We start from the raw sequence: 25,651 nt of genomic DNA, 5'->3' as shown, positions 1-25,651 counted from the left end.
TCCATAAATATTGTTGTACCATTACTATCTGCACATTTTCAATATTTATGCAGAAGAGAGTTATTTTTTTGCCTTCTGCCGAAGCTTTTCCATGGCTCTGGCCTCGATCTGCCGGACTCTTTCCCTTGTGACGCCCAGCATCTCTCCGATCTCCTCCAGCGTATGTGCCTTTCCGTCTTCCAGTCCGAAGCGCAGGCGGATCACCTTCTGCTCCCTTTCATTCAGGGAAGAGAGAAGTTCGCTCACTTCCTCCTTCTCCACAAGCGCCTCCATGGCTTCCTCCGGCGTGGACTCTGACTTATCCTCCACCAGATCACCCAGACTGTTCTCCCCATCCTCTCCCACCGGAGTCTCAAGAGACACAGGACTCTGCAGATAAGTGAGGATTTCTTTCACATCGCTCTCTGTCCTGCCCAGTTTCTCTGCGATCTCCGCCGGCGTAGCATCCCGTCCCAGAGTCTGCTGCAGGTCCTTTGCCGCTTTCTGGACTTTCTTCATATTCTCTGCCACATGGACCGGGACCCGGATTTCCCGTGACTGCTGGTCGATGGCTCTCTGCATCGCCTCCCGGATCCACCAGGACGCATAGGTGGAGAAGCGGTTCTCCATCTTGTAGTCATATTTCTCCGCAGCACGCATCAGTCCCATATTCCCCTCCTGGATCAGGTCCAGAAACGGTACGCCTCTGCCGGTATAATGTTTCGCGAGGGAGACTACCAGACGAAGATTTCCCTCCGCCAGTCTCCTCCTTGCGCTCTCGTCGCCCTCTGAGATCCGTCTGCCCAGCTCCTTTTCCTCCTCCGGTTCGAGGAGGGGGATCTGTCCGATCTCTCTCAAATAAATCTTCAGCGGCTCGGTGGCCTCCGTTCCCGCCGGAATTTCCAGTTCTTTCTCAATGTCCTGATTCATGTATGCCTCCTGGATATTATCCTGTCTCTCCTGTTTCTTCTGTTTCCTGTTCGCTCTGTATTCCTCCCGCTCCGCATTCCTCTGCGGGTACTGTTACAGTTTCTCTATGATCTCTCCGTTTCTGTATGCCGCAAGCAGACGTTCCAGATCCTGCACCTGCTCTTTCAGATCTCTTCCCACATCGGTATCTCCCACAAGTTTTCTATCGAAAACTCTCTGGATGACCACAGTCTCCGAGTGGATGTCATTTTCCTTGACAATGGCAGCCTCCCTGGATTCAAAAGGCTCATGTGCCACCAGGCGCAGACCGTAGGAATTGTAGATCAGCGTATAGCCTGCAATGCCCGTCTCCTTCTGGTACGCCCGGGAAAATCCGCCGTCAATGACCATCACCTTTCCCCCGCATTTGATGGGGTTCTCCCCATCCTTGCTCTTGACCGGAACATGGCCGTTGACAATGTGCGCATCCTCCGGATCCAGACCGAACTCCCTTAAGATCCCGTCGATGACCGTCTCATTCTCAAGCAGCCGGTAATAAGGATTTTTCTTCTCCTCATGGGTCTCCTTCTCCGCCAGGAAATAGCGCTCAAAGGTCGCCATCTTATTCTTGCCGAACAGCGGGGAGTCCGGATGGAGCCAGATATACCACATGATATCGCTTCCGTCCTGCCTCTCCTTCTCATCCAGTGCGAAAAATCCCTTTCTCACATAGCTGTCCAATGTGTCGTAAAGCTCCCTGCCCCGGTATCTTTTCCCGAAGATCTCCACTTCCTTCAGCGTGCCGTCCTCATTGAGCGGAACACAGCCGTGGTAGAGGAGATTGTCGTTGTAGACCTTGTAAAGTCCTCCTTTTGCCAGGAGGAAACGCATGTGTTTCTGCAGTTTTTCACAGTGGAGGAACGCCTTTTCCAGACGCTCCATGACCTCTTCCTCCTCCGCTGTAAGCGCGTAGGGGTCTTCCGGATCGATGGTCGGGAAATTTGTATCCAGAAGCTTATACTCTTTTCCGTCCAGTTCGATGGTCCCTTTCTCATAGTCAATCCGGTGGAGCAGCGCCCGGTTTTCCAGATGAAAACCTTTCTGGCGCCGGATAATCTGTCCTTCCACCTTGAACTGAATAACAGAGATCGCCTTGTGGATTCTCAGATTCATCTCCGACTCTTCCGATTTCGGACGTTCGGGCACTTTAAGCTTAAAGCAGACACAGGGATCATCCTCATAGGTCCGCAGGGCAAATGTAGCAAGCGGAAGCAGGTTAATCCCGTACCCGTCCTCCAGAATATCCAGATTGCCGTAGCGTGCGCAGATCCGGACCGCATTTGCAATGCATCCTCTCTGTCCCGCTGCCGCTCCCATCCAGAGGATATCATGGTTTCCCCACTGAATGTCAAGGGAATGGTATGTCATCAGCTTGTCCATAATAATATGCGGACCGGGTCCCCGGTCATATATATCGCCGAGGATGTGCAGGTGATCCACCACGAGTCTCTGAATCAGCTCGGAAATCGCCTCGATAAACTGCTCCGCCCGGCCGATGCGGATAATGGTGGAAATAATCTCATTGTAATAGGATTCCTTGTCGTTGACCTCCGCTTTCTCCGTGATCAGTTCCTCGATCACATAGGCGAAATCTTTCGGCAGCGCCTTCCTCACTTTGGAGCGTGTGTACTTGCTCGCCGCCCGCTTTGCCACCTCGATAAGCAGATACAGATGCACCCTGTACCAGTCCTCCATATTGCTTTCCGTCTGCCTGATCATATCCATCTTTGCCCTCGGATAGTAGATCAGCGTGGCAAGCGCCTGCTTGTCCCGGTGGCTCATGGCATTGCCGAACACATCGTCGATCTTCTTGCGCACCGCTCCGGAACCGTTCTTGAGCACATGGGAAAAGGCCTCGTATTCCCCGTGGATATCTGTCAGGAAATGCTCCGTGCCCTTGGGGAGGTTCAGAATCGCCTGGAGATTGATGATCTCCGTGGACGCCGCCGCAATGGTCGGATACAGGTCTGACAGCCGCTCCAGATACCTGGTCTCAAGTTCTTTCATAACTATTATTTCTCCTGATATTCTCTTTCATAACCGAATCATTTCAGACAGATTCTGCCATTCGGTTCTCATATTGCGGACTGAATCTCATTCTGTCCCCCGATTTTACAGCTGAATCACATCGCTCATATCGTACATGCCCGGTTCTTTCCCCGCAAGGAATTTGGCAGCCTCGATGGCGCCTTTTCCGAACACGCTCCTGGAATATGCGGTGTGCTTAAACTCGATCACCTCATCTGTTCCCGCAAACAGAACCTCATGTTCCCCTACGATCGTTCCTCCTCTGAGGGCAGAGATACCGATCTCCTTTTTGTCGCGCTTCTGTCTCACCTGGCTGCGGTCGTACACATAGTGATACTCTCCGCCCAGAGCCTCGTTGATGGAATCAGCCAGTGCCAGTGCTGTACCGCTGGGAGCATCCAGCTTCTGGTTGTGATGCTTTTCCACAAGTTCAATATCGTATCCTGCCGGGGCGAGAACTTTCGCCGCATTCTGAAGAAGCTTTAACAGCAGGTTAATGCCAAGGGACATATTGGCTGATTTCAGAACCGCCGTCTTCTCTGAAGTCTCCTTTACCTTTTCAAGCTGCTCTTGTGAAAGCCCCGTAGAACACAGAACCACCGGAACTTTTTTCGCGGCGCAGTAGTCCAGCAGGGCATCCATCGCCGCTGCCGTGGAAAAGTCTACGACCACATCCGCCTCCACGTTACACTTGTCAAGAGAATCAAATACAGGATAATCGTTTGGCACCTGGGTGTATGTATCCACTCCCGCAACGATCTCTGCATTTTCATCGTTTTTCACCAGCTCTGTAATGATCCTTCCCATCTTTCCGTTACAGCCATGCATCAATATCTTTACCATAGTCTTCTTCCTCCTGTCTGAATTTACCCTATAAGAAAAAGGATACCACATTTGAGAGCTTATCTCAACATATGATATCCTTTTTTGCTCAGAAAACCGCGGGATTACTGTTCTATACACTCCAGTTTGCTCACGGAAACCTCGTAGGCCGTCCTTGTCTCCGTCTCCGTATCGGAAAGTTTTTTCACATACTCCCTGCTCTGGATCCTCCCGAGAATGCGCACGTGCTCTCCCACTTCAAATCCGGAAGCATACCGGGCATTCCTGCCCCAGCAGATACAGGGGATGTAATCCGACTTTCCGTAAGGCCGGTTGACCGCAAGAAGAAGATCCGCGATCTCTCTTCCGAGCGGCGTTTTCCGGTATACGGGTCTTTTGCACATGTACCCCTCCAGAAGGATATGGTTGGTCTTTGCCCCGTCGGGTTCCTCGTCGATGAATTCAATCTCCCTCGCGAATACGGAAAGCACCAGTCTGTTTTTCTGTTCCTCATGGCGGTTATAGGAGCGGAACTGGCCCGACACCATAATACACTCTCCCCGGTAGTCCCGGCTCACATCCAGCAGCCGCTCCGATACCATGACCGGAATCGTATCACTGGAGCTGCTTAAGCGCTTCACCCGGATGTCAACCATATAGAAGCCTTCTCCAAAGACCTCGTGGCTGTATGTAAACTCCGATACGACCTCCCCGATTACCGTCACCTGATTGTTCTCAATGATCTTATCTGACATGATTTGTAGTTCTCCCTTCCTCTGTTTGGTATTTTTGAGTCAATACTAAATGTATGAACCGCATTCCGCATTTAGAACGGAATTTCCGGCAAATCGTTCGACAGATTCCGCGTCCTTTTCCATGCCCTGTACCGTCCGGTAGCTGCAGCTTTTTCCAGGCTCATCTGCAATATTTAAAAAGAATTCTTGTAAATTTGCAGAATTATGATAGAATAAGAAAGTTACAGCAGTTAAACAGAGTATAATAGGGAAAGAGTGTAGAATATCATGAAGACAAAACGTGAAGATGTAAGAAATATTGCGATTGTTGCTCATGTCGACCACGGCAAGACGACTCTGGTGGACGAGCTGCTCAAGCAAAGCGGCGTGTTCCGTGAAAACCAGGAAGTCATGGAGCGAGTGATGGATTCCAACGATATCGAGCGCGAGCGCGGCATCACAATTCTCTCCAAGAATACCGCCGTGCATTATAAAGGAACTAAAATTAATATTATCGATACTCCGGGACACGCGGACTTCGGCGGCGAAGTGGAACGTGTACTGAAAATGGTGAACGGTGTCATCCTTGTGGTAGACGCTTTTGAGGGCGTTATGCCCCAGACAAAATTCGTTCTGCGCAAGGCGCTTGATCTGGGTCTCCCGGTTATCGTGTGCATCAACAAGATCGACCGTCCGGAAGCGCGTCCGGAGGCAGTCATCGACGAAGTGCTGGAACTGTTCATCGATCTGGGCGCTTCCGATGAGCAGCTGGAATGTCCTTTTGTCTACGCATCAGCGAAGGCCGGGGTGGCCGTTCTGGATCTCTCCGATGAGGAGCGGGATATGAAGCCGCTCTTCGAGACGATCCTGAACTACATTCCTGCCCCGGAAGGAGATCCGGAAGCCCCCACGCAGGTTCTCATCAGCACCATTGACTACAACGAGTATGTGGGACGTATCGGTATCGGCAAAGTAGACAACGGCACCATCGCCGTGAATCAGGAGATGGTTCTTGTCAACCATCATGATCCGGACAAGAAGGAAAAGGTAAAGATCAGCAAGCTCTATGAGTTCGACGGACTGAACAAGGTAGAGGTCCGTGAGGCTACCATCGGATCGATCGTGGCGATCTCGGGAATCTCCGATATCTCCATCGGAGACACCCTCTGCTCTCCGGAGCACCCCGAACCGATCCCCTTCCAGAAGATCTCCGAGCCTACGATCTCCATGCAGTTTATCGTAAATGACAGCCCCTTCGCCGGCCAGGAAGGAAAGTACGTCACCTCCCGCCATCTGCGCGAGCGTCTGTTCCGTGAACTGAACACGGACGTAAGCCTCCGCGTGGAAGAAATGGAGAATACCGACAGCTTCAAAGTATCGGGCCGCGGGGAACTTCACCTGTCCGTCCTCATCGAGAACATGCGCCGGGAAGGCTATGAATTCGCAGTCAGCAAGGCAGAGGTTCTCTACAGGACCGATGAGAACGGGAAAAAACTGGAGCCCATGGAAATCGCCTACATCGACGTTCCCGACGAATTTACCGGCGTCGTCATCGAGAAACTCGGTCAGAGAAAAGGCGAACTCCAGAACATGGGATCCATCAGCGGAGGATATACCCGCCTGGAATTCTCCATTCCTGCACGTGGCCTGATCGGATACCGCGGTGAATTCCTGACGGACACGAAAGGAAACGGTATTCTGAACACGAGTTTCGACGGATATGCGCCGTACAAGGGTGACATCCAGTACCGCAAACAGGGCTCTCTGATCGCCTTTGAGACCGGAGAATCCGTAACCTACGGTCTCTACAGCGCCCAGGAGCGCGGTACGCTGTTTATCGGCCCCGGTGAAAAAGTTTACGCGGGAATGGTCATCGGACAGAACGGCAAGGCAGAGGATATCGAACTGAATGTCTGCAAGACCAAGCATCTGACCAACACCAGATCCTCCAGCGCGGATGAGGCGCTCCGCCTGACTCCGCCGCGGATCTTAAGCCTGGAACAGGCACTTGATTTCATCGATACCGACGAGCTTCTGGAAGTAACGCCGAAATCTCTGCGCATCCGCAAGAAGATTCTGGATTCCAGAATGAGGAAACGCAGCGCCATGAAATAAGCAGCGGCTTCAAGAAAAGGACAGGATAACTCTGAGGATAACTCTGTGGAATAAAAAAATGGATTCGTTCTATACATTAATCCTGTCCTATGTTATAATATTTATATAATGTAAGCAGTAATTTTATTATTGTTTATGTTAAATATGAACAAAGGAGTTGAGCAGCATGAATTTTATCATCAGCGGAAAAAACATCGAAGTAACTACCGGATTAAGAGATGCGATCGAGCAGAAATTAGGAAAGCTGGAAAGGTATTTCACTCCTGAAACAGAAATCATCGTAACACTCAGCGTGGAGAAAGGCCGTCAGAAAATTGAGGTGACAATTCCCGTCAAGGGCAGTCTCATCCGCTCCGAGCAGACAAGCAGTGACATGTACGTATCCATTGATCTCGTGGAAGAGATCATCGAACGCCAGCTGCGCAAGTACAAAAACAAGCTGGTGGCCAAAAACCAGGGACACCCGACTTCCGCCTCTGTACCGGGCGGCATAAAGAAGGAGTTCATCGACTCGGAGGAAGAGCCTTCTGAGGATGATGAGATCCGCATTGTCCGCACAAAGAAATTCGGCGTCAAGCCCATGTATCCGGAAGACGCATGTCTCCAGATGGAACTTCTCGGACACAGCTTTTTCGTATTTTCCAATGCGGAGACAGATGAAGTCAATGTAGTGTACAAGAGAAAAGACGGTTCCTTCGGCCTGATCGAGCCTGAATTTTCTTAGAATAACAGGAATCTGAAGCTGTGATGCACTTCTCTCCTCCTTGTGCAGAAAGCAGTTCACAGCATACAGGAAAAGGAGCACGGAAAAAGAGTATTTTTCCCGTGCTCCTTTTCCGTACTCCTTATTCCGCGCTCCCTTTTCCGCGCCGTCAGTCCATCCCGGAATATATCTGAATGCCGTCCGGCGTATCGGCGAACCAGCATTCCTCCAGATCTTCCATCACAGCCTGTCCGTTCGTCCCCTCTGTAATCTCCTTTTCAAGGCTCTTCTTCTCTCCCGCATCCACAACCACGGAAACTTCAACCTTATCGGTATAAACGCTGTCCAATACAGGGATCTTACGCTGACCGAGAATATACTGAATTTTACCCAGTCCGGTGTAATCCGTGGTAATCTTCTGACGGAATCCACGGATTTTTGTGATCAACGTGCTGCTCTCAAGCCCTTCCGCCGCCGCGGACGTATAAGCTCGGACCAGACCTCCCGTTCCCAGAAGAGTGCCGCCGAAATACCGGGTCACTACAACAAACACATCCGTCAGCCCTCTCCCCCTTATCACTTCCAGAATCGGTTTCCCCGCAGTTCCGGCAGGCTCTCCGTCATCGCTCATCCGCTCCGAGGCGGGATTTCTCCCCGTCACATACGCCCAGCAATGATGGCGCGCATCCCAGTATTTTTTTCTTGTCTCCTCCAGATATTCCATGGCCTCTTCCTCGGAAGAAACCGGGAAAACCTCCGCGATAAACCGGGACTTCTTTTCGACAATTTCCGCCGTCCCGCCTTTATATACTGTATGATAACTGTCCAATGCCCTATCCTCCTGTCTTTTTACTATATCAGACCGCTCCTCTCCGCACAAGAAAATCTTAAGTTTTTATTCAGAAATGTGAAGTTTTTATTTTTTCCTTTATTTAAAAGGGCATATTTGATATAATCATAAGAGTTGATAAAGGAGGATGCTATTCGTGAATTACGGAAAGAAAAATATTTCCAGAAGAAAAAAGAACATTTCTTCAAAAAAGAAGATGAAGCAGAAGCGTGTCGGTGTCCGTCTTTTCAAGGCAGTCATAATATGTATTCTGCTTCTTATGGTTATCTGTGCCGGCGGCGCGGCTTTCATTGTAAAACGGATTATAGACAATACCCCTGCAGTGACCGCTGAGGATATCCTTCCGCAGGGATATACCACTATCATCGTGGACCAGAACGGCACGACTCTTGAGACGCTCAGCGATGCCGATTCCAACCGTGTTTACGTCACTTACGATGAGATACCCGAGTATCTCGCCCACGCCTTTGTGGCGATCGAGGACGAGCGTTTCTATGAACACAACGGAATCGACCTTCAGGGAATCATCCGTGCCGGAGTGGTCGGTGTCCTGAACAAGTTTGATTTCACCGAGGGTGCCAGCACCATCACACAGCAGCTCATCAAGAACAACGTATTCCCGGACTTCATTAACGAGTCCGCCTATGAACGTGTGGAGCGTAAGATTCAGGAAATCTATCTTGCCCTGCAGATTGAAAAGCAGATGTCCAAGGAAGAGATCCTGGAAGCCTATATGAACACGATCAATTTAAGCCAGGGATGTCTCGGCGTACAGACAGCTTCCCAGAGATATTTCAATAAAGATGTCTCCGACCTGAATCTGTCAGAGTGCGCGGTAATCGCAGCCATCACAAACCGGCCTTCCTACTACGACCCGGTCAATCATCCGGAGAATAACGAGCAGCGCCGGAACCGTATCCTGAAACTCATGCTGGAACAGGGCTATATTACCCAGACCGAGTACGATGAGGCGCTTGCAGATCCGGTTTATGACCGTATCCTGCAGACCGCTTCCCAGACGTCCGATAAGGCTCCTTACACTTATTTCATTGACGCTGTCATCAAGCAGGTGGTGAATGATCTTGTTGATGAGAAGGGCTATACAGAGACGCAGGCTTATAATCTGCTTTACAGCGGCGGTCTGACCATCAAGGCGACGCAGGACACGACGATCCAGCAGATCTGCGATGAGGAAGTTTCCAGAATCAGCGAGCTCTACCCGAATGTTGAATACGGAATTGAGTATGCCCTCACCATCCACAGAGCAGACGGTACGGCTGAAAACTACAGCAAGGAACAGTTCGAGTCCTATTACAAGGGCGCCCACGGCGTCACTTATGTAGTCTTCGATTCAGAAGATGAAGCAAGAGCTGCGATCGAAGAGTACAAGGGAACGCTTGGAATCGCTGAGGACGACAAGGTTGATGAAAATCTTGAGATCACACCGCAGCCTCAGGTTTCCATCGTGATCATGGATCAGTACACCGGTCAGATCAAGGCCATCGTCGGCGGACGCGGCGAGAAGACTTCGAGTCTTTCCTTCAACCGTGCCACAGCAGCGCGCAAGCAGCCCGGATCCGTATTCAAGATCCTCGCCGCATATGCGCCTGCCCTGGAGAACAAGAGCATGACACTGGCAAGCATCATTGTAGATGAGCCGTATTCCTACAAGGACGGAACACCGGTAAATAACGTAAACAACCGCTATGCCGGTCCGGTCACAATGCGCTATGCAATCGAACAGTCCATCAATACCTGTGCAGTGCGCACACTGACCGACCAGGTCGGCGAGGAGGAAAGTTATGAGTTCCTTCTCAATATGGGATTCACCAGTCTCGCAGATGATGATGTGTATTCCCAGTCCAAGGCACTCGGCGGACTTCAGTACGGCGTCTACAACACTGAGCTGACCGCGGCATTTGCAGCCCTTGCAAACGGCGGCACATATACCGAGCCCAGCCTTTACACACAGATTATTGACCATGACGGAAATATCCTGATCGACAACTCTACACCGAATACAAAGCAGGTTGTCAAGGATTCTACTGCCTATCTGCTCACAAGCGCCATGGAGGATGTTGTAAAATACGGTACCGGACGATCCGCCAATATTGATAACATGGCGGTAGCCGGAAAGACCGGTACAACCACCAATTATGTGGATCTCTGGTTTGCAGGCTACACACCGTACTATACAGCTTCCATATGGGGCGGATATGACAACAACAAGCCGATGAACAGCTCCTACTCAAGCTGGCGTACACGTCTGTGGAGCAATATCATGAGCCGTGTCCACGAGAATCTCGAGTACAGAGATTTTGAAATGCCGGCTTCCGTTGTACAGAAGACGATCTGTACAGAAACGGGACTGCTGGCAGTTGACAGCTGCAGTTCCAGACTTACCGAATACTTTGCAGCCGACAATGTACCGACGCAGAGCTGCGGAGGACACTATGTAGCTCCTCCGGAGCCGGAAGAACCGGTTACACCGGATGATCCGGCAGCTCCTGCAGATCCGGGCACAACAACCGATCCGGGAACCGGCGGTAATACCGGCGGCGGCGACACTACAACCGGAGGCAGCACAGGCGGCAATACCGGCGGCGGTGACACCACAACCGGAGGCAATACCGGTGGCAATACCGGCGGCGGTGATACTTCATCCGGCGGTAATACCGGCGGAGAAGGCAGCACAGGCGGCAATGCGGAAGGCGGAGCGGCGCAGTGATCACGGGAGTGGTCACTCCCCCTCTTCCGGACTCACAGGTTTAAAAAAAGGAACCGACCTTCAAAAACAGTCGGTTCCTTTTCTTTTTATTACATTTTATCGTATTCTTTCCATTTTCGCTGCAGGGGCCGGCATTTACGCATCCAGCACCAGTTTTGCCGCTCCGCAGATTCCCGCGTCATTCCCGAGAGTTGCCAGGACAAAGTCCACTTTCTTATTTGCGAAGAATGCTTTTTCCATATAAGGTTCTCTGATAAAAGGTATCAGCACCTCGCCCGCTTTCGACACCCCTCCGCCGATAACGAATGCATCCGGGTCCGTCACAACCGCAATATTCGCAAGAGCATATCCGAGATATTTTCCAAATTCCACAGCGATCTCTCTGGCAGTCTCATCTCCTGCTTTTACGGCATCGAATACAGCTTTTGCCGTGATGTCTTCCTTTTTCAGTGTTGTAGGACGAAGTTCTTCTCCCAGTTTTTTCTTTGCCAGACGTACGATTCCGGTTGCGGAAGCATACTGTTCCAGGCATCCCCTGTTTCCGCATCCGCACGTATCCGTCTCCTCATAGTTCACGCAGAGATGTCCGATCTCTCCGCCCGCGCCGTTCTGGCCGACAAGAATCTTCCCGTCAATGATAACTCCGCCGCCTACTCCGGTTCCAAGCGTTACCATGACGATATTCTTTCTTCCGGCTCCGCCGCCTTTCCACATCTCTCCGAGAGCGGCCACATTCGCATCATTTCCGATTTCTGCGCGGAATCCTGTGAGTTCTTCCATCTCTCTTTTCACTTCTTTATATTTCCAGCCGAGATTGGCACTTCCGTTTACGATGCCCGCCGATGTCACCGGAGCCGGCACGCCTACGCCTACGCCAAGAATGTCCTCTCTGCTCAGATGGTGCTCTTCTGTCTTCTTCTCGATCGAAGCTGCAATATCCGGCAGAATCGCCTGGCCTTCACGGGATGTGTCCGTGGTAATCTCCCACTTGTCAAGGATCTTTCCTTCCGACTCGAACAAGCCCATCTTTACGGTTGTCCCTCCGATATCCACACCAAAACAGTACTTCATAACACTTTCTCCTCTCCCTTTAGCCTTTTCTTTTTGCGAGGTTTTCCTGAACCCGCTTGTAGAGTTCCTGTGCGGCATTGTATCCCATCTGTTTCTGTCTGTGGTTGACCGCTGCAGACTCTACGATAATTGCAAGATTTCTTCCCGGACGGATCGGAATACTGTGGCACACAACCTTGTTTCCGAGGAATTCTGTGTATTCTTCCTCAAGTCCGAGCCTGTCATATTCTTTTTCACGGCTCCAGTCTTCCAGTGTGATAACCAGATCGATATTCTGTGTCTCCCTGACGCTCTGCACACCGAACATGGACTTCACATCCACGATGCCGATGCCGCGAAGCTCGATAAAGTGCCTTGTAATATCCGGTGCAGAACCGACCAGCGTATCGTCGCTGACTTTCCGGATCTCCACCACGTCGTCCGTCACGAGACGGTGTCCTCTCTTGATCAGCTCCAGTGCCGCCTCACTCTTTCCGATACCGCTCTCGCCCATGATCAGAACGCCGACGCCGTATACATCCACGAGTACGCCGTGAATCGAAATGCAGGGGGCAAGCTTTACATTCATCCAGCGGATAATCTCCGCCATAAAATCAGATGTCTGCTTTGCCGTACGGAAGATCGGAATATTCTGTTGTACCGCCTTTTCAAGCAGCTCTGGCTCCGGCTCTAGATTCCTGCAGAAGATCACGCACGGAATGGGGTGAGAAAGAAAGGTGTCATACATCTTCATCTTCTCATCATACGTCAGTGTCTGCAGATACGTATATTCTACAAATCCGATGATCTGAACTCTCTCGGAGTCAAAATGATCAAAATATCCGGTAAGCTGAAGTGCCGGACGGTTGATATCCGGTACGTTTACCTCACGCTCTGTCATATCGACTTCCGGCGTCAGATTTTTCAGATCCATCTTTTCTACAATTTCTTTCAGTTTAATCCCATGTTCCATTACTTTCTCCTTTCGTTACTGTGTACCCAGATTGTATTATTATATCATACTAATGAAAAAATTTATAGACAGCTTCGGCTGCTTTTTCATTCATGGATGGAATTTCTTTTAATTCTTCTACCGTAGCGTTCCGGATGGCGTCCAGACTCATGTAATGGCGCATCAGCGCTTTTCTTCTGGCCGGTCCGATTCCGTCGATATCATCCAGAATGGAATGTACCTGCCCTTTTCCCCTGAGCTGCCGGTGGTACTCTATGGCGAAGCGGTGCGCTTCGTCCTGGATCCGGGTAATCAGCCGGAATGCTTCAGAGTTCTTGTCAATGGGGATTTCCACGTTGTGATAATAAAGTCCCCTCGTCCGGTGGTAGTCATCTTTTACCATGCCGCACACCGGGATGTCAAGATGCAGGGTGTCAAGGACTTCCAGGGCAACATTGACCTGCCCCTTTCCTCCATCCATGAGAATCAGATCCGGAAACACCGTAAACTTTCCAAGTTCTTTATTTTCCTGGCGTTCTTTCAGACCGTGGGTGAAACGGCGCGTCAACACCTCTCCCATGCTTCCGTAATCATCTGCGCCTTTGATTCCCTTGATCTTGAATTTTCTGTAGTCATTGCGCTTGGGCCTGCCGCGCTCATAGACGACCATGGATCCCACGGACTCGAAGCCATTTGTATTAGAGATATCATATGCCTCCATCCGTGTTATCTCATCCAGCCCGAGAAGCGCGGCAATCTCCTTCACAGCGCCGATCGTCCGTCCCTCCTCGCGCTTTAAGCGCTCCTTGTCCTTGCTCAGGACAAGCGCGGCGTTGTCCGCCGCCAGTTCCACCAGTTTTTCCTTTGTACCTTTTTTGGGGACGCGGATCACTACTTTTTGCCCCCTCTTTGCCGTAAGCCATGTCTCCAGAAGCTCGTGTTCCTCCACTTCCTCCTGCAGCATCAGCTCCCCCGGAATATAGGGTGTCCCGGCATAGTACTGTTTGATAAAACTGTCCAGAATCGATGATTTGTCTTCATCCTTCGAGATACGCAGATAGAAGTGGTCTCTCCCGATAAGTCTTCCGCCGCGGATAAAAAATACCTGTACAACCGCATCTTCCTCCCCGGAGGCAACCGCCAGAACATCTCTGTCCTCACCGCTGGAATCAGTAATCTTCTGCTTCTGCGCCACTTTTTTTACACTGGAAATCAGTTCTCTGTACTCGATTGCCTTCTCAAATTCCAGGGCTTCCGACGCCGCGTTCATCTTCTCTTCCAGATCTTTCAGGAGAATGTCATAGTTTCCGTTCAGAAAGCGGAGCACCTCACTGATGGACTCCCCGTATTCTTCCTTGGAAATGTAACCCTGGCACGGCGCATCACACTGCCGGATATGATAGTTCAGGCAGGGTCGCTCCTTTCCGATATCTTTCGGCAGATTCCGGTTGCAGCTCCGCACATGATAAAGCTTGTGGATCAGATCAATGGTGTCACGGACTGCCTGGGAACTTGTATACGGGCCGTAATATTTTGCCTTGTCCTTGAGCATCTTCCTGGTCATAAATATCCTCGGAAAATCTTCATTGGTCGTAACCTTGATGAAAGGATAGGTCTTGTCGTCCATGAGCATTGTATTATATTTCGGACGGTGCTCCTTGATCAGGTTGCATTCCAGGACAAGAGCCTCCAGTTCAGAATCCGTCACAATATATTCAAAGCGGCGGATATGCGTGACCATCTGCTCGATCTTTACCCCTTTGTTCCTGCTCGTCTGGAAATACTGTCTGACACGGTTCTTCAGGCTTATCGCCTTTCCCACATAGATAATATTATCCTTCTCGTCATGCATAATATAAACCCCCGGTCTGCCCGGGAGCTTTTTCAATTCTTCCTGTATATCAAAATTATTCGTTTCCATAGTCATTATTATACTTGTTCCGGCACGAAAGGACAAGAACATATTTCGGCTGTTCCGGCACAAAAAAATATCCCGGAGCCGTCTCTACCGGTTTCCGGGACATCTTCCTGTTTTCTTTTCTGCTGCTGTTTTATTCCGCCGGAGCCTCTGCTGGGCTGTCCGCATGCTCTCCCACCGGATTCTCTGTTGGGCTGTCCGCATGCTCTCCCACCGGATTCTCTGCTGGGCTGTCCGCATGCTCCTCCACCGGCTTCATGGCGATTCTGGATGACTTCTTCTCCTCGGTCTCTGCGCCTTCTTCCGGCTCCGGGATTCCTTTCACCTCGCGGAAGATCTTCATGAATTCCTTGCCGGTGATGGTCTCCTTCTCAATCAGGAAAGCGGCGATCTTGTCAAGTGCTTCCCGGTTCGCCTCAAGGAGCCGCTTGGCCTCCTCATAGGCAGCCTTGAGCATCTTCATAACTTCTTCATCGATCTCTCCGGCTGTAGCGTCTCCGCAGTTCAGGACTGCACGCCCGTCCAGATAGCGGTTCTGGATAGACTCAAGCCCCATCAGGCCAAACCGCTCGGACATACCGTACTGGGTAATCATCGCCCTTGCAATCTTGGTGGCCTGCTCGATATCGTTTGCAGCGCCTGTGGTCACAGTGTCAAATACGATTTCCTCCGCTGCACGGCCTCCCAGGGCAACCACGATCATGGCTTCCAGTTCCTTTTTTGTGTTGAGGAACTTCTCTTCCTCCGGCGTCTGCATCACATACCCCAGAGCCCCCATGGTCCTCGGCACGATGGTAATCTTCTGTACCGGTTCCGTATTTTTCTGGAGCGCGGTCACAAGCGCATGGCCTACTTCATGATAAGAGACAATCCTGCGCTCCTCCTTGCTCATGATACGGTCCTTCTTCTCTTTTCCTACAAGAACCACTTCCACGGCTTCAAAGAGATCCTTCTGGCTGACCACATGCCTGCCGTTCTTCACGGCATTGATGGCGGCCTCGTTGATCATATTGGCAAGATCCGAACCGACTGCTCCGGATGTTGCCAGAGCGATTGCCTCCAGATCCACGCTCTCATCCATCTTTACATCTTTTGCATGTACCTTCAGGACATCAATCCTGCCCTTCAAATCCGGCTTGTCCACAATGATCCGCCGGTCGAAACGTCCCGGACGAAGAAGCGCCGGATCCAATACTTCCGGACGGTTGGTGGCCGCGAGGATCAGGAGCCCCTTGTTCGTGTCAAATCCATCCATCTCCGCCAGAAGCTGGTTGAGCGTCTGCTCCCGCTCATCGTTTCCGCCCATCATCGTATCACGGGTCTTTCCGATCGCGTCAATCTCGTCGATAAAGACAATACACGGCGCCATCTGCTGCGCCTGCTTGAACAGGTCACGGACACGGGAAGCTCCCACGCCGACATACATCTCGACAAACGCCGAACCGGACAGGGAGAAGAACGGAACCTTCGCCTCACCCGCAACAGCTTTGGCGAGCAGCGTCTTTCCGGTTCCCGGAGGTCCCACAAGAAGCGCCCCCTTAGGAAGCTTTGCACCGATCCCCGTATATTTCCCCGGATTGTGCAGGAAGTCAACAACCTCCTGCAGGGATTCCTTGGCCTCATCCTGACCTGCAACATCCTGGAATGTCACGCCTGTCTCCTTCTCCATATAGACCTTGGCGTTGCTCTTTCCGATTCCCATCATGCCGCCGCCCTTGGACATCTTGCGCATGACGAACATAAAGAGCAGTCCGAAAAGCACAACCGGGAGCACAAGCGTTACCATCAGCTCGAAAAATATCGATCCGGCCGTATCCGGCACTGTTCCCTTGAACTCAACGCCCGCATCGTCCAGACGCTGCGCAAGAGTGTCATCGCTTACATATCCGGTATAATAATCCGGCTGCCGGTCCGAATCTGAATCTGTATTCCCGGAAGACTGCTGTGACTGAAAACGGTTCATAATGCTGCTGTTGCCGGAGGGGAGACTGCTTCCCATAAGCTCCTGCCTCGCCTCATCCGTCAGTGTAATCAGGATTCTGTTGCTCCCAAGTTCGACGGACTGCACATCTCCGTCCTCTACAAGTTCAAGGAACCTGTCGTAGGTAATCTCCTCCGGGCTTGATCCCTGCATCATGGAATACAGCGCCATCACAACAAAAGTGACCAACAGTGTTGTAAAAAGGATAATCCCCCAACCCTGCCGGTTATTGTTGGAATTGTTATCTCTATTATTCTGGTTATCCATCCTTTTCCTCCTAAAATCAACTATTACCATTATAAGTATCAGTTTTCCATAAATCAATAAAAAGATTATGAAAATATTGTAAATCCATGACTTTTTATAGTATACTGGTTACGAAATATGTCGTTTAATGGGGGTTCAAAAATGAAAATTGGCTTTGACAATGAAAAGTACTTGAAAATGCAGTCCGAACATATCCGCAACCGGATTAATCAGTTTGACAATAAGCTGTATCTCGAGTTCGGGGGAAAGCTTTTTGACGATTATCACGCATCCCGGGTTCTTCCCGGATTCGCACCGGACAGCAAACTCAGGCTTCTGAAAGAGCTGAGCAGCCAGGCGGAAATCGTGATCGTGATCAGCGCAAAGGATATCGAGAAAAATAAAGTGCGCGGAGATCTGGGGATCACCTATGATTCCGATGTACTGCGGCTGATCGAGACTTACAGGGGGCAGGGGCTTTTCGTTGGAAGCGTCGTGATCACGCTGTTCTCCGGACAGGAAAGCGCTCTTCTTTTCAAGAAAAAACTGGAGAACATGCAGATCCCGGTATACATTCACTACAGCATTCCCGGATATCCGTCCAATATTCCTCTGATTCTCAGCGAGGAGGGCTACGGAAAGAACGACTATATCCGGACTTCCCGGCCGCTCGTGATCGTCACGGCTCCGGGACCTGGAAGCGGTAAGATGGCAACCTGCCTTTCCCAGCTCTACCACGAACACAGGAGAGGGATCCGGGCAGGCTATGCGAAGTTCGAGACATTTCCCATCTGGAATCTGCCTCTGCGCCATCCGGTCAATCTTGCCTACGAGGCGGCTACGGCTGATCTCAACGATGTGAACATGATCGATCCGTACCATCTGGAGGCGTACGGTGAGACGACCGTCAATTACAACCGGGATGTGGAGATCTTCCCTGTCCTCGACACGATTTTCGAGAAGATCTACGGGAACAGCCCGTACAAATCTCCCACAGACATGGGGGTAAATATGGCAGGGAAATGTATCTGCGATGACGAGGCCTGCCGCGAGGCATCCCGCCAGGAGATTATCCGCCGCTACTATGCTGCCCTGAACGCCCTTGTAAAAGGGGAGACTTCCGACCGGGAAGCACAGAAAATCGAGCTTCTTATGAATATGGCGGGAATTACTACTGCAGACCGGAAAGTTGCCGTGAAAGCCCTGGAGCGTGCCCGGGAGACCGGCGGTCCCGCAGCCGCAATGGAACTGGATGACGGCAGGATTATCACCGGCAAGACAACCAAACTGCTGGGCGCGTCAGCCGCACTTCTGCTGAATGTGCTGAAAGAACTTGCCGGGCTGGATCACGAACTCCGGATCATCTCGCCGGAGTCCATCGAACCGATCCAGAAGCTGAAAGTGGACTATTTAAAGAGCAAGAACCCCAGACTCCACACAGACGAGGTGCTGATCGCCCTGTCCGCCAGTGCTGCCATCAACCCTCAGGCGCGTCTTGCGCTCTCCCAGCTTCCCCGTCTGAACGGCTGCCAGGCACACACTTCCGTCCTGCTCTCCGACGTGGATATCAAGATTTTCAAGAAACTCGGAGTGCAGCTTACCTGTGAGGCAGTCTACGAACACGATTATCTCTATCACTAGATTTATATTTATGTCCTGAAAAAAATACTGTATTTTTTCGTCAGATTGGTGTATACTTGGAAAGTATTTTTTTTGACAGATTCTATACGGAGGAGGACAGACACTATGGCAGTAAAATATGTATTCGTTACCGGAGGCGTTGTTTCCGGCCTTGGGAAAGGCATCACCGCCGCATCTCTCGGACGGCTTCTGAAAGCGCGCGGCTACACGGTTACCATGCAGAAATTCGATCCATATATCAACATCGACCCGGGAACAATGAATCCGGTGCAGCACGGAGAGGTTTTTGTCACGGACGATGGTGCTGAGACAGACCTGGATCTTGGTCATTACGAGCGTTTTATCGACGAAAGCCTGACCAAGAATTCCAACGTAACAACCGGAAAAATCTACTGGTCCGTTCTTCAGAAAGAGCGCCGCGGCGATTTCGGCGGAGGGACCGTACAGGTTATCCCGCACATTACCAATGAAATCAAGAGCAGGTTTTACCGCAATCCGGCAGCAACGGACACGGAGATCGCCATCATCGAGGTAGGCGGTACTGTCGGCGATATCGAAAGCCAGCCGTTTCTGGAATCCATCCGTCAGTTTCAGCATGAGCGGGGACGGGAGAATGTAATCCTGATCCACGTAACACTGATCCCGTATCTCCGTGCATCCCAGGAGATGAAGACAAAACCGACGCAGGCAAGCGTAAAGGAACTTCAGGGCATGGGAATCCAGCCGGACATCATCGTCTGCCGTTCCGAATACCCGCTGAACCAGAGCATGAAGGACAAGATATCCCTGTTCTGCAACCTGCCGTCGAACCATGTACTCCAGAATCTGGATGTGGAATATCTGTACGAGGCGCCTCTGGCAATGGAGAAAGAGCATCTGGCGCAGGTGGTGTGCGAATGTCTCCATCTCGACTGTCCGGAGCCGGATCTGAAAGACTGGACCGAGATGGTGGAAAATCTCCGTCACCCGACTCAGGAAGTAACGGTTGCCCTTGTAGGAAAGTATATTCAGCTCCACGACGCCTATATCAGTGTGGTTGAGGCTCTGAAGCACGGTGGAATCTACAGCCACACTACAGTAAATATCAAATGGATTGATTCCGAGACCGTCACGCCGGACAATGCAGATGAACTGTTCGGCGATGTAAACGGAATCCTTGTTCCGGGAGGATTCGGACACCGCGGTGTGGAAGGAAAGATCGAGGCAATCAAATATGCCCGCACTCACAACATTCCTTTCCTCGGTCTCTGCCTTGGCATGCAGCTTGCCATCGTGGAATTTGCCCGGAATGTGGTCGGATTTAACGATGCACACAGCATGGAACTGAATCCCGATACCACGCACCCGGTTATCCATATCATGCCGGATCAGATCGGCGTGGAAGACATCGGGGGAACGCTCCGCCTGGGCGCCTATCCGTGCGTACTCAAGGAAGATTCCCTTGCCTATAAGCTGTATGGCACGAAAGAGATCAGCGAACGCCACCGCCACCGCTATGAAGTCAACAATGACTACCGGGAAGATCTGGAGAAAAACGGGATGTCTCTGTGCGGTCTGTCCCCGGACAGCCGTATTGTGGAAATGATCGAGATCCCGTCTCATCCGTGGTTTATCGCCACACAGGCGCACCCGGAACTGAAATCCAGGCCCAACCGCCCGCATCCGCTGTTTAAGGGATTTGTGGAGGCCGCGCTGAAGAATAAAAACGAAAGATAAAATGAACCGTCAGGGAAGGCTGATAAGCTGTATCCCTGACGGTATTTTTGTTTTGTTCAGCAGGCCGGGCTCTCATTTCGGAATAACTCCTCCACAACTTCTTCATATACCCGGCACTTCTCACATTTTCTGATTTTTTTCGCATACTTTCTGCTGTCGGGAAATATGGGGGCAAGATAGAACCACAGTTCTTTCATTTTATAGAGGATCGTCCGGTCGCCGGACATCTCTTCACAGTAGCCGGCATAGATCCTGTCGTGGAACTTTTTCAGCTCTGCCTTGTCCGCTCCCTTTCCCCCTTTGAGTTTTCTCGCCAGGGCAGGGTCCGCAAGCGTTCCTCTCCCTGTCATAATACATTCCACCTCCGGGAACCGTGCGGCAAACTTTTCATAATCTGCGGTGGTAAAGATATCGCCGTTGTAGCATACCGGACTGCTGCTCTCCTGTAACGCCTGTTCAAACACATCCAGATTCGGCGTATTCTTATAGAAATCTTTCTGTACCCTCGGATGGATGATCAGCTCTTTCATTGGGAACCGGTTGTAAATCGCGAGAATTTTCTCAAACTGCCCCGGATCTTCCATCCCCAGTCTCGTCTTGACCGAGATCTCCAGAGGACATTTTTCAAAGATCTCATCCAGAAACCGTTCCAGTTCCTCCGGTTTTGCCAGAAATCCCGCGCCCCGACCTTTGGTCACAACCGTCCGGGACGGGCACCCCAGATTAAGGTTCACTTCCCCGTATCCGTATGTCTTCAGCTTTGCCGCCGTCCGCAGAAAATCTTCCGCGCTGTTTGTCAGGATCTGCGGAACCGCATACATTCCCGCGTTATTTTCCGGGGAAATATCCTTCTTCTCCCTGGAACTGAAATGCCCCTTCTGGTTGGGCCGGATAAATGGTATAAAATACTTGTCAAATCCCCCGAAGCACTCAAAAAGAGCCCTGCGGTATATAAATCCCGTAATCCCCTCAAGAGGGGCAAGATAAATCTTCATATTGCCTCCTTCGCCTTTCCCTGTGTGGGCAGGCGCATATTCTGCTGTATATTCCGTTTCGCAGACAGTGCCGTTTCCAGTTGCCACAAAGGCCCGCAGTAAAGCGCCGGCACCTGAGCTGCCTCATATAAGTTAGCCACATTCTGAGGCTCTTGTCAAGCGGAAAAGGTTGTGCTAAGATAATCAGCAGACCGGATCTGCAGCTTCTTTCAAAACTTTCGCCTCAGCATCCGGAAAGCACACAGACAAACAGATAAAATATAAGAAACACATGAACAAAGGGGGATTTTATGGATACATTAAAGAAATTCATCCGCTACTACGGACCTTACCGCGCCGTTTTCTTCATTGATCTGATCTGCGCGGCTGTCATCAGTCTGGTGGATCTGGTATATCCGCAGATCCTGCGGACGATGACAAATACACTTTTCACAGAGGACAGGGACACGATTCTTTCCGCCCTGCTTCCCATTGCCATCGGGCTTCTCGTCATGTACATTGTCCAGAGCCTGTGCAAGTACTATGTCAGTTATCAGGGCCATATGATGGGAGCAAATATGGAAAGGGACATGCGTCAGCAGCTCTTCGACCACTATGAGAAGCTCTCCTTTTCCTATTACAGCCAGAACAACTCCGGACAGATGATGAGCAAACTCGTCTCCGACCTGTTTGATATCGCCGAATTCGCCCACCACGGACCGGAAAACCTGTTCATTTCCGTGGTAAAGATTGTCGGTTCGTTCATCTTCCTCTTCCTGATCAACTGGCGGCTTGCCCTGCCTCTCGTGGTTCTGGTGCTGTGCATGTTTCTCTTCTCTTTCCGGCAGAACAGCCGGATGCAGGAGACATTCATGGAGAACCGCCGCAAGATCGGAGATGTGAACGCCAGTCTCCAGGATACCCTTTCCGGAATCCGCGTAGTACAGTCCTTTGCCAATGAGGAGATCGAGCATGAGAAATTCAAAAAGAGCAATCATGCATTCCTGATCTCCAAGGATAACAACTACCGGTGCATGGGAAGTTTTATGGGATGGAACCTGTTCTTCCAGGGAATGATGTATCTGGTCACACTCATTTACGGAGGATATCTGATTGCCAACGGGCAGATGGCTCCCGCTGATCTCGCCATGTACGCCCTGTACATCGGTATTTTCATCAGTCCGATCCAGATTCTCGTGGAGCTGGTGGAGATGATTCAGAAAGGATTTTCCGGTTTCCGCCGTTTTCTCGACGTAATGGAGACGGAACCGGATATCGAGGACGCTCCGGATGCAGTGCCTCTTACAGACGTCCGCGGACGTGTGTGCTATGAAGACGTTTCCTTCCACTACAGTGACGATGATACACCGGTTCTCTCGCATGTTTCCTTTGAGATACCGGCAGGCAAATCCATCGCCCTCGTGGGACCGTCAGGAAGCGGAAAGACGACGATCTGTTCTCTGCTTCCCCGTTTCTATGATGTCACAGGGGGAAGGATCACCATAGACGGGCAGGATGTGCGCACGCTTCAGCTCAAAAGCCTGAGAAGCCAGATCGGAATGGTCCAGCAGGACGTCTATTTGTTCTGCGGCTCGATCAGAGAGAATATCGCCTATGGAAAACCGGGCGCTTCCATGGATGAGATCGTGGAGGCGGCAAAGCGGGCCAACATCCACGACTTTATCATGGAGCTCCCGGACGGATACGACACCTATGTAGGCGAGCGCGGGACAAGGCTCTCCGGCGGTCAGAAGCAGCGGATCTCCATTGCCCGCGTATTCCTGAAGAATCCGCCCATCCTTATCCTGGACGAGGCTACAAGTGCCCTGGATAACGAGAGCGAGCGTTGGATCCAACAGAGCCTGGAGGAGCTGGCGAAAGACCGGACAACTATTACAATCGCCCATCGCCTCTCCACAATCCGCAATTCTGACGAGATCATCGTGATCACCGAGGACGGCATCGCCGAACGGGGCACCCATGAAAGCCTTCTGGCGAAAAACGGACTGTACGCCCATTATTACAATATGTAAACAGCTACTCCTGCTGCAGCGACCGCTTCTTTGTAATCGTCACTTTCTCCTCGTAGCAGGCAAATACTGCATCTGTTTTTTCCTTCTTAAGCCGGGGTGTAATCAGACTGACAACCGGAACAACGATCAGACTTAAGATCATGGCTGCCGCCCCTGCGTTGATCGGTGATTCGATAAAACCGAGAAACATATTCGACACCGTCAGTCCCACCCCGGCGACAAATCCTGCCCAGACTCCCGCTTTCGTCACCCCCTTCCAGTACAGCCCGTAGAGGAACGGTGCCAGAAATGCGCCCGCCAGGGCGCCCCAGGAGATTCCCATGAGCTGTGCAATGAAGGTAGGCGGATTGAGGGCAATCACCACAGAAATAACGATGAAAAACACAATCAGCACCTGCATGGTCACAATCTGCTTCTTTTCGCTCATCTTTTTGATAATATTTCCCTTCAGCAGATCCAGGGTCATTGTCGAACTCGATGTCAGCACTAGGGATGACAATGTTGACATGGATGCAGAAAGAACTAAAACGACAACAATACCGATCAGAATATCCGACAGGGAGGAAAGCATATGCGGGATAATGCTGTCGTAGACAACTGCTCCGGTTGCGCTGTCGTAGATTTCCGGGCTGTCGAACAGACGGGCAAAGCCGCCGAGAAAATAGCATCCACCGGACACCACAATGGCGAACACCGTGGAAATCACGGTTCCTGTATTAATGGATTTTTCATCCCGGATAGCGTAAAATTTGCCAATCATCTGCGGAAGTCCCCAGGTTCCCAGCGAGGTGAGAATGACAACACCCAGAAGATTCAGCGGATCCGGTCCGAAAAAGGAGGTAAAGGCGCCCGGCTGTCCTTCTGTCACAGCAACATCGCTTGGAATCTGCGCCATCTCGAAGACCGCATTCATAAATCCTCCCTGCCCGTTGAGCACAGCCGCAATGACGGCAACAATGCCTCCCAGCATGATGATTCCCTGGATGAAATCATTGATTGCAGTCGCCATATAGCCGCCGAGGATCACATAGACTGCCGTAAATACTGCCATGACGACGACACACCACGCATAGGGAATGTGGAAAGCCATCTCAAAGAGCCTGGAAAGACCGTTGTAGACCGATGCGGTATAGGGAATCAGAAAGACAAACACGATCACGGAAGCTGCGATTTTCAATGCTTTGCTGTCGTATCTCTCGCCGAAAAAGTCCGGCATGGTCTTGGACTTCAGATGCTGTGTCATAACTTTTGTTCTTCTCCCCAGTACTACCCAGGCCAGGAGACTTCCGATCACTGCATTTCCGATTCCGATCCATGTGCTGGCAAGGCCGTATTTCCATCCGAACTGTCCGGCATATCCGACAAATACCACCGCTGAAAAATAGGAGGTACCGTAGGCAAATGCCGTAAGCCACGGTCCCACTGACCTGCCTCCAAGTACAAAGCCGTCCACGCTGGTGGCATGCCTGCGGGAGTAAATCCCCACACCCACCATCACGGCAAAAAAGATTACAAGAAGCACAATTTTAATTCCCATTTTCTTTACCCTTTCTTCAACAAAGTTTTTTCCGCATTCACTCAATTGCTTTAAAGCGTTGAACTTTAATGCGCAACGCTTTAAAGTATTAAAGTATCTGAGCATAGAATAACACGGGCATACAGCCCGTGTCAACCGGAATCACGCTTTTTCAGACAGGAATCACACACCCTCGGACTCGAAATGCTTTACCCTCTGCTGAATCGTCTTGTTGTAGTTTTCAATCTTCCTGCTGTACGGCTCATTCATGTATTTCGAATTCAGCATGAAGTCCGCTGTGGCAAGGTTATTTGCAATCGGAATGTCATAGACTACGGCAATACGGAGAAGCGCCTTCACATCAGGATCATGGGGCTGCGCCTCAAGCGGATCCCACAGGAAAATCACAAAGTCAATCTGTCCTTCCACAATCTTGGCGCCGATCTGCTGATCGCCTCCGAGGGGACCGCTGCAGTACCCTTTTACCGGAAGTCCTGTTCGTTCCGAGATCAGCCGCGCCGTCGTTCCCGTCCCGCACAGGAAATGGCTCTTGAGCACATCCTTGTTGCGTTCGCACCAGTCAACCAGTTCCTTTTTCTTTCCGTCATGTGCAACCAGTGCAATGTGTTTTGCCTTCTCGATTTCTATTGTTACATAATTGTCATCCAACATACCAGTAACCTCCTTGCTTTCTGC

At 51.0% G+C, this 25,651-nt stretch carries 18 protein-coding genes; 6 read left to right on the top strand and 12 right to left on the bottom strand.

Annotated elements, in window-relative coordinates; genetic code table 11:
- Nucleotides 1-60: 60 nt before the first annotated feature.
- From B5F07_RS09410 to B5F07_RS09395, 4 genes are all read right to left on the bottom strand, one after another.
- The gene (locus B5F07_RS09410; RefSeq protein ID WP_087161028.1) at nucleotides 61-909 is read right to left on the bottom strand and encodes a sigma-70 family RNA polymerase sigma factor; all 849 of its coding nucleotides are present in this window, start codon (nucleotides 907-909) and stop codon (nucleotides 61-63) included.
- Nucleotides 910-1,002: 93 nt separating this feature from the next.
- Nucleotides 1,003-2,955 carry a fructose-1,6-bisphosphatase gene (locus B5F07_RS09405; RefSeq protein WP_087161027.1) on the bottom strand — a complete coding sequence of 651 codons (1,953 nt, stop codon included), beginning with the start codon at nucleotides 2,953-2,955 and terminating at the stop codon, nucleotides 1,003-1,005.
- A gap of 105 nt (nucleotides 2,956-3,060) precedes the next feature.
- Nucleotides 3,061-3,819 (bottom strand): 4-hydroxy-tetrahydrodipicolinate reductase, encoded by a 759-nt coding sequence (dapB, locus tag B5F07_RS09400; protein WP_087161026.1) that lies wholly within the window; start codon nucleotides 3,817-3,819, stop codon nucleotides 3,061-3,063.
- 104 nt (nucleotides 3,820-3,923) lie between these two features.
- Nucleotides 3,924-4,553 (bottom strand): single-stranded DNA-binding protein, encoded by a 630-nt coding sequence (locus B5F07_RS09395; protein WP_087161025.1) that lies wholly within the window; start codon nucleotides 4,551-4,553, stop codon nucleotides 3,924-3,926.
- Between the two features lie 267 nt (nucleotides 4,554-4,820).
- Between B5F07_RS09395 and typA the strand changes: the two genes are divergently transcribed.
- Nucleotides 4,821-6,647: a translational GTPase TypA gene (gene typA / locus B5F07_RS09390; protein WP_087161024.1), complete on the top strand. Its 1,827-nt coding sequence runs from the start codon at nucleotides 4,821-4,823 to the stop codon at nucleotides 6,645-6,647.
- A 166-nt stretch (nucleotides 6,648-6,813) separates the two neighbouring features.
- Nucleotides 6,814-7,371 (top strand): ribosome hibernation-promoting factor, HPF/YfiA family, encoded by a 558-nt coding sequence (hpf, locus tag B5F07_RS09385; RefSeq protein ID WP_087161023.1) that lies wholly within the window; start codon nucleotides 6,814-6,816, stop codon nucleotides 7,369-7,371.
- Nucleotides 7,372-7,519: 148 nt separating this feature from the next.
- On the opposite strand, the gene B5F07_RS09380 is transcribed toward hpf, so the two are convergent.
- Entirely contained in the window at nucleotides 7,520-8,179 is a 660-nt protein-coding gene (locus tag B5F07_RS09380) for a YigZ family protein (RefSeq protein ID WP_087161022.1), read from the bottom strand.
- 157 nt (nucleotides 8,180-8,336) lie between these two features.
- Here B5F07_RS09380 and B5F07_RS09375 point away from each other — a divergent pair, with 157 nt between their 5' ends.
- The gene (locus tag B5F07_RS09375) at nucleotides 8,337-10,928 is read left to right on the top strand and encodes a transglycosylase domain-containing protein (RefSeq protein ID WP_087161021.1); all 2,592 of its coding nucleotides are present in this window, start codon (nucleotides 8,337-8,339) and stop codon (nucleotides 10,926-10,928) included.
- Nucleotides 10,929-11,063: 135 nt separating this feature from the next.
- On the opposite strand, the gene B5F07_RS09370 is transcribed toward B5F07_RS09375, so the two are convergent.
- The 4 genes from B5F07_RS09370 to ftsH all read right to left on the bottom strand — a co-directional run bounded on the left by B5F07_RS09370 (nucleotide 11,064) and on the right by ftsH (nucleotide 17,096).
- A complete protein-coding gene (locus B5F07_RS09370) occupies nucleotides 11,064-11,999 on the bottom strand; it encodes an ROK family glucokinase (protein ID WP_087161020.1) in 936 nt (311 codons plus the stop codon).
- Nucleotides 12,000-12,018: 19 nt separating this feature from the next.
- Nucleotides 12,019-12,951 (bottom strand): HPr(Ser) kinase/phosphatase, encoded by a 933-nt coding sequence (hprK, locus tag B5F07_RS09365; RefSeq protein ID WP_087161019.1) that lies wholly within the window; start codon nucleotides 12,949-12,951, stop codon nucleotides 12,019-12,021.
- A 49-nt stretch (nucleotides 12,952-13,000) separates the two neighbouring features.
- Nucleotides 13,001-14,851: an excinuclease ABC subunit UvrC gene (uvrC, locus tag B5F07_RS09360; RefSeq protein WP_087161018.1), complete on the bottom strand. Its 1,851-nt coding sequence runs from the start codon at nucleotides 14,849-14,851 to the stop codon at nucleotides 13,001-13,003.
- Nucleotides 14,852-14,981: 130 nt separating this feature from the next.
- Complete coding sequence (gene ftsH, locus B5F07_RS09355; protein WP_087161017.1) at nucleotides 14,982-17,096, bottom strand: ATP-dependent zinc metalloprotease FtsH; 2,115 nt, start codon at nucleotides 17,094-17,096, stop codon at nucleotides 14,982-14,984.
- A 141-nt stretch (nucleotides 17,097-17,237) separates the two neighbouring features.
- On the opposite strand from ftsH, the gene B5F07_RS09350 reads away from it, so the two are divergent.
- A complete protein-coding gene (locus B5F07_RS09350; RefSeq protein WP_087161016.1) occupies nucleotides 17,238-18,716 on the top strand; it encodes a DUF1846 domain-containing protein in 1,479 nt (492 codons plus the stop codon).
- A gap of 105 nt (nucleotides 18,717-18,821) precedes the next feature.
- A complete protein-coding gene (locus B5F07_RS09345) occupies nucleotides 18,822-20,432 on the top strand; it encodes a CTP synthase (RefSeq protein ID WP_087161015.1) in 1,611 nt (536 codons plus the stop codon).
- Between the two features lie 56 nt (nucleotides 20,433-20,488).
- Here B5F07_RS09345 and B5F07_RS09340 read toward each other — a convergent pair whose 3' ends face one another.
- On the bottom strand, nucleotides 20,489-21,427 hold the full coding sequence (locus tag B5F07_RS09340; protein WP_087161101.1) for a tRNA dihydrouridine synthase: 939 nt from the start codon (nucleotides 21,425-21,427) through the stop codon (nucleotides 20,489-20,491).
- A 290-nt stretch (nucleotides 21,428-21,717) separates the two neighbouring features.
- On the opposite strand from B5F07_RS09340, the gene B5F07_RS09335 reads away from it, so the two are divergent.
- A complete protein-coding gene (locus B5F07_RS09335) occupies nucleotides 21,718-23,439 on the top strand; it encodes an ABC transporter ATP-binding protein (RefSeq protein WP_087161014.1) in 1,722 nt (573 codons plus the stop codon).
- Nucleotides 23,440-23,443: 4 nt separating this feature from the next.
- On the opposite strand, the gene B5F07_RS09330 is transcribed toward B5F07_RS09335, so the two are convergent.
- On the bottom strand, nucleotides 23,444-24,976 hold the full coding sequence (locus tag B5F07_RS09330) for a sodium:solute symporter family transporter (RefSeq protein ID WP_087161013.1): 1,533 nt from the start codon (nucleotides 24,974-24,976) through the stop codon (nucleotides 23,444-23,446).
- A 162-nt stretch (nucleotides 24,977-25,138) separates the two neighbouring features.
- Nucleotides 25,139-25,627, bottom strand: coding sequence for a methylglyoxal synthase (locus tag B5F07_RS09325; protein WP_087161012.1), 489 nt, complete (start codon nucleotides 25,625-25,627; stop codon nucleotides 25,139-25,141).
- Nucleotides 25,628-25,651 lie beyond the last annotated feature (24 nt).

Source organism: Lachnoclostridium sp. An169, from assembly GCF_002160525.1.
In the GTDB taxonomy this organism is placed as follows: domain Bacteria; phylum Bacillota; class Clostridia; order Lachnospirales; family Lachnospiraceae; genus Mediterraneibacter; species Mediterraneibacter cottocaccae.
Note: the sequence above shows the minus strand (reverse complement) of the source record. Positions and strands in the feature narration are given on the sequence as shown.